3 protein-coding genes are annotated in these 6,167 nt (G+C 37.9%); all 3 read left to right on the forward strand.

What is annotated here, in order from left to right; translation table 11 throughout:
* Positions 1-940 precede the first annotated feature (940 nt).
* The 3 genes from recJ (at position 941) to F6K54_RS38470 (ending at position 5,954) form a co-directional block, all read left to right on the forward strand.
* A complete protein-coding gene (gene recJ / locus F6K54_RS38460; protein ID WP_293089375.1) occupies positions 941-3,346 on the forward strand; it encodes a single-stranded-DNA-specific exonuclease RecJ in 2,406 nt (801 codons plus the stop codon).
* A gap of 40 nt (positions 3,347-3,386) precedes the next feature.
* Positions 3,387-3,572: a hypothetical protein gene (locus F6K54_RS38465; RefSeq protein ID WP_293089377.1), complete on the forward strand. Its 186-nt coding sequence runs from the start codon at positions 3,387-3,389 to the stop codon at positions 3,570-3,572.
* Positions 3,573-3,677: 105 nt separating this feature from the next.
* Positions 3,678-5,954: a serine/threonine phosphatase gene (locus F6K54_RS38470; RefSeq protein WP_293089378.1), complete on the forward strand. Its 2,277-nt coding sequence runs from the start codon at positions 3,678-3,680 to the stop codon at positions 5,952-5,954.
* Positions 5,955-6,167 lie beyond the last annotated feature (213 nt).

The raw sequence follows: 6,167 nt of genomic DNA on the forward strand, positions 1-6,167 counted from the left end.
TTCTACTAACTGCATTATCCCTCCTGTAAACATTTAACGAGCTGTTCTGCTTTCCTTTCTCAGTCTAAGATATTTTTAATTGTTTTCCTATGTTTTTCTATAAAATCAATAAAACTTTACAATACTACAGCAAATTTCAGGAAGCGTGAGGTATAGTTTAAGACTAATCTATTCTATAATTTTTATTCATTCCCTATTCCCTAAAAGCATAAAACTTTGTACATTATCAACTCGAAAACTGCTGTAAGTATTTAGATAAACTTTTTTCATCTACAACCTACAACCTAAAACCTGACACATAAAGGCAGTATAGTGAGAATAAATTAAATTTATTAAATATGCCTGAAACAAGAAAATATTGGCAAATTTATGCCTCTGATAATCCACCTAATTCATTTGTAGAACTTGTCAAAAATTATGCACCAAAATTATCCCTTAAATATCTACAACAATAATAATAATAATTATTATGGCATTGTGGAATTAAAAATACTCAAAAACTAGCAGATTTTGGGGAGAAAAAACAAGATTAACCTACCCTTGAATAAGGTGATAGATTTTAGGTAAAAACAGTGTTTTTTTACTCAATAGGAAATGCTGACAATACAAGTAATTATGCAATATCACCATCCACCAAGATATGTAGCAAATATCAGGGCTATTTAATCTAATTATTTGTAAGCATTCAGCCATTAGTGGTCAGCTTTCAGGAATTAGTAATTTGAGGGTTAGCCAATCTATTTTGTACTTTTAATTATCTTAAATATTTGAACTTTTATTCCTCCTTAAATGACAATTAAATTAATAGCTGATGGCTGATAATTGACGCCTGAATGCTTACAATTATTTAGATCAATTTTTTTCATCTACAACTTAATATCTACCACCTAATACCTGAAAAATAACCGCAGCATAGTGACAATAAATAAATTGATTGAATATGTCTGAAACCAGAAAATATTGGCAGATTTATGCCTCTGATAATCCCCCTAATTCATTTGTAGAACTTGTCAAAAATTATGCACCAAAATTATCAGTAAAATATCTACCACAATTATTATGGCAGCGTGGAATTAAAGATACTCAAAAATTAGCAGGTTTTTTAGACCCAAAACAATATCAACCAACTAACCCCTTTGAATTTGGCATCGAAATTAACAAAGCTGTAGAAAGAATTATTGATGCTAAAAAAAATCAAGAAAAAGTTGCTATATGGGGAGACTTTGATGCGGATGGCATTACTTCAACATCTGTACTTTGGGATGGATTAGGAGAATTTTTTCAGAAAAATCATCAATTAACTTATTACATTCCTAACAGATTAACAGAATCTCATGGTTTAAATATTGCTGGGATTGAACAGTTAGCAAAAGAAAATTATAGTTTAATAATAACCTGCGATACTGGTAGTACAAATATTGCCGAAATAGAATATGCAAATAACCAGGGAATAGACATAATTGTCACCGATCATCACACTCTACCTCCTCAACGTCCACCCTTATTAGCTATTATTAATCCTCGTTATTTATCCCCCTCTCATCCCCTATATAATCTCTCCGGAGTTGGAGTAGCTTATAAATTAATAGAAGCACTTTATTTAACTCATCCAGAAATACCTAAACTACCCTTAAAAGAATTATTAGACTTAGTAGCTATTGGTTTAATTGCCGACCTAGTTCAACTAACAGAAGAAAGTCGGTATTTAGCACAAATAGGAATTGAAAAATTAAGTACACAACTTCACAAAACTACCAGACCAGGAATCGCCAAACTATTAGAATTATGTAAAAAAACAGGCGATCGCCCCACAGATATTTCCTTTGGTATTGGCCCTCGGATTAATGCTGTCAGTAGAATCATTGGAGATGCCAGCTTTTGTGTAGAATTGCTCACCAGTCGTAACCCCCAACGTTGTCAACAACTGGCTATAGAAACCGAACTGGCCAACTCCAGGCGCAAATCTCTACAAAAAGAAGTAATTCGAGACGTTACCCAAAAATTGACCAAACTAGACCTTTCTACCACTAATGTCATAGTTCTCACAGACCCTCAATGGCCTGTAGGTGTGTTAGGATTAGTAGCAGGTCAAATAGCTCAAGAGTACAACCGTCCCACTATTTTGTTGACAGAAGAAACTGAGGCGGTCAAAAACTCCGAGGAACCATTATTAGCCCGTGGTTCTGCCCGTTCCTTTGGTCAAATAGACCTATACCAGTTAGTTAAAAATCAGGAACATTTATTACATCGGTTTGGAGGCCATCCTTTTGCTGCTGGTCTAAGCCTGCCAGTAGAAAATATCCCCATATTTACAGATGCGATTAATCAATTATTAGGACAAACATTAGCGACAGTTAACCAGACTTCAACAATAGATGTAGATTTAATTGTTACTGTCTCTGAGCTGGGTAGAGATTTATTTCAAGAACTTAAACTTTTAGAACCCTGTGGTATGGGCAACCCTGTTCCTAAACTTTTAGTCCAAAATTGTTGGTTTAGTAATGTTTGGCACAGAAATCAAAAAGATTTAAACGGAAAAAAAGTTCAATATATCAAAACAGATTTTGAAATTTGGGATGAGTCTGGGGAGAAAGGGTTCCCTGGTGTTTGGTGGGGTCATTATAAAGATGAAATTCCTGAAGAAAGATGTGATGCTTTGGTAGAGCTAGACTTCAATGCCTATAAAAAACGTTATGAAGTCAGACTTATTGCCGTACAACCATCACTCCAAAATACTCAAGTTAAAGCATCAAACCTTGTAGATTGGATTTGGGACTGGCGTAATAGTCAGAAAGTCGGTAATCTAGAAGAAATAAAAATTAATAGCCAAAAAGATTTTTTGATTCTCAAAGAATGTCCCACTAGCTGGAACGATTTGCGAATCTGGTTCCGGCGAGCAATGAATCAACAAAAGAAATTGGCGATCGCCTACTCACAACCTCCTATGGTCCCCCCGACAGATATCTGGCAACAACTTCTGGGTATTTCTAAATATCTTAGTCGTACAGCTAAACCTGTCACCCGTTATCAACTCCTAAAAAAATTAGGTATTGGTGATACTACTCTCAAATTAGGTTTTCAAGTGCTACAATATTTATGTTTCAATGTCAAGTATAAAGACCAAGCATTTTACATAACTCAAAATCAAATCAAAAACCAAAAATCAGAAACTCAATCCCAAATAATCGAAAAGTTCCTAGCAGCAATATCAGAAGAACAATTTCGGCAAAAATACTTCTGTGAAGTACCATTAAAAACAATAGAAGCGATCGCAGCCCAGACAATCTTAGAAGATACTACCAAACCTGAAGACGAAGATGAGAGCCAGGCGGTTTTAACTTGGTGAAACATGAGGCACGGGATTCCCATTCGTAGTATTCTACACATTGATTTACACTTGTAATGCGGATTGGAATGCTGCTCAAAATATTGGCCAGTGGTTAGGCAAATCATGTCCTTTGAGCCTTAAGAAAGCTGTATCTGTAATGGGTATGGATGATTCAGAGGTAGGGATCAATGACAGTCCCTCAACTAATGAGTTGTTTAAACAGGTGGATTTATCCGGTGTTTAAACTGCCTTTAGAATCCACGTGGATTTATCCCGTGGAGTGTCAATATCTCTATTCCCTTCTAGTTGCTCTAAAATAATTAAGTTGTGACATAGAATAGACTCTATTATGCTCATCTGTCCCGAATGTGAGTTTGAAAACCCGAACCAGAATAAATTCTGTGAAAAATGTGGTACATCCCTAACCCACAAAAATTGTCATCAATGTGGATCGCAAGTGTACTTGAGCGCTCAAAAATGTCACAACTGTGGTGCTGATATAGCTCAAGTCTGGAAGGCAATTATAATTACTCAAGCAGAAGCTCTCCTCCCCGACTCACCTGAAATTAATCTCAAGGAAATGGGGCAAGAAGAAGTAATCACCGGAGCAAGTCCCCTGGCCAAAGATTCGGCGGATTCAGCAGCACATGTTCTTATAGAAGAAGCCGAAGAGATTTTAGAATCTTCCGAACTTTTGGAGGCGGAAATAGAAGTCGATCTACAACCTGCTGCCGAAGTAGAATCAGAAGATACTTTACCAGAAACAATAACTGAAGCTGACGATCCATGCCAAAAATTAGAGGAGTTAGATAATTCTGAATCAATTACCCCAGACATCCTCAGTCCAATGTCTGAAGCAGCAAACACAGAGAATAAATTATCCTCAAATCCAAATGACGATCTAGAAATTCCCTCCACTGCATCAGAAAAATATTTAGATTCCCAACAGCGCTATCAACTATTGGAAACTATACCACCAAGAAACCAAGGTGAAACGGTAGTAGTGCAAGTACTAGACTGTAACCCACTAGAACAAACACCCCTCAAAGCTTGGTTACGTAGTAACTCCGGTAATTTTAGACCACCTATTTATAGTCCTCAAGAGAATGAGTTATCAGGTTACCAAAATCAAGAAAGTCAATCTTATGTCTCAAACCAACAGGGACAAACAACGGAGATAGAAGCTTTGATTTTTCCCACAATTGCTCAACCATATTTAGCATTATATTCCCAACTACCTCAACACTTTCCTGCTGTTCAGGATAGTTGGCGGTCGCAAAACGAAGAAATATTACTTGTGGCAGACTACAGTAGTTTGCCATTATTAGTAGACCTTTGGGCAAGCGAACACCTTTCCCAACTACAAATTCTATCCTGGTTGCAGCAAATGACTGAACTTTGGGTAGCTCTAGCACCATGGCATTGTTGCCAAAGTATACTGGAATCAGAAAATCTCCGGGTAAGTCAAACAGACAATAATGATATAAAATTGCAACGTCTGTACTCAAAACCTGGCGAGACTCAAAATCTCCAAGATTTAATGAAATTCTGGCAATCGTTATTTGAGCAATCTCAACGGACACAGTTTGGTTGGATAACAGCTTTAATGCAAGATTGGCGGGATGGTAAAATACAAACTATTGAACAATTGCGATCATATCTAATGACTACTGAAGATAACTTACAACCCCAACCACCTCCTACATCTCCACCTACAGTTTTGCAAATTGATGACACTGTCCCACAAATAGTAGAAAATATAGAAACTCAAGACACTGAACTTTTGCCGATACAGTTGGTAAATTTGGAAAATGCTGGTAAAAGTGATGTAGGCAGTCAACGAGATCATAATGAAGATTCTTTTGGAATTCAAACTCAGATAGAAAACCAAGAAACACCCACCGAAAAAATTATTCAAGCTAAAGGACTTTATGTGCTCTGCGATGGTATGGGAGGTCATGCTAGCGGAGAAATAGCGAGTCAAGTAGCAGTAGACACGATTAAACAATACTTTAAAGTTGAAAGTAGTTGGTCAGTTGGTTTGCCCTCTGAAGAAATAATTCGTGAGGCAATTATACAGGCAAATAAGGTAATCTACGAGATTAATCAACAAGAAGTCCGCTCTGGTAGTAGTCGGATGGGTACTACTTTAGTGATGGCAATGGTTTACGATACAAAAGTAGCTGTAGCTCATGTGGGTGATAGTCGTTTGTATCGTCTCTCTCGTCAGGGAGGTTTAGAGCAGATCACTCTAGATCATGAAGTAGGACAGAGAGAAATTAATCGTGGAGTTGAACCGGAAATAGCTTATGGTCGCCCTGATGCTTATCAATTAACTCAAGCTTTAGGACCGCGAGATGAAAATTTTGTCAGACCAGATGTGCAATTTTTCGATCTTGATGAGGATAGTCTGTTAATTCTAGCATCTGATGGTTTAACAGATAATCAGTTTCTGGAAAATAATTGGAAAAATCTCCTGGAACCTCTTTTAGACAAACAAGCTAATTTAGAGTTTGGTGTAAACCAGTTAATTAATTTGGCAAATCAGCATAATGGTCACGATAACATTACAGTAATTGTGATTCGTGCTTTAGTGAAGCCACAAAAAGGCGTTGCTGAATACTGAGATGATTGAGGCCGACACGGGGACACGGAGACACGGAGACACGGGGACAGGGGGACACGGGGACACGGAGACACGGGGACACGGGGACACGGGGACACGGGGACAGGGGGACACGGGGACACGGGGACACGGGGACACGGGGACAGGGGGACACGGGGACACGGGGACACGGGGACACGGAGACACGGAGAGAGGAAGAGAGTCGTGGAGGGA

The organism is Okeania sp. SIO3B5, from assembly GCF_010692555.1.
Lineage (GTDB): Bacteria > Cyanobacteriota > Cyanobacteriia > Cyanobacteriales > Microcoleaceae > Okeania.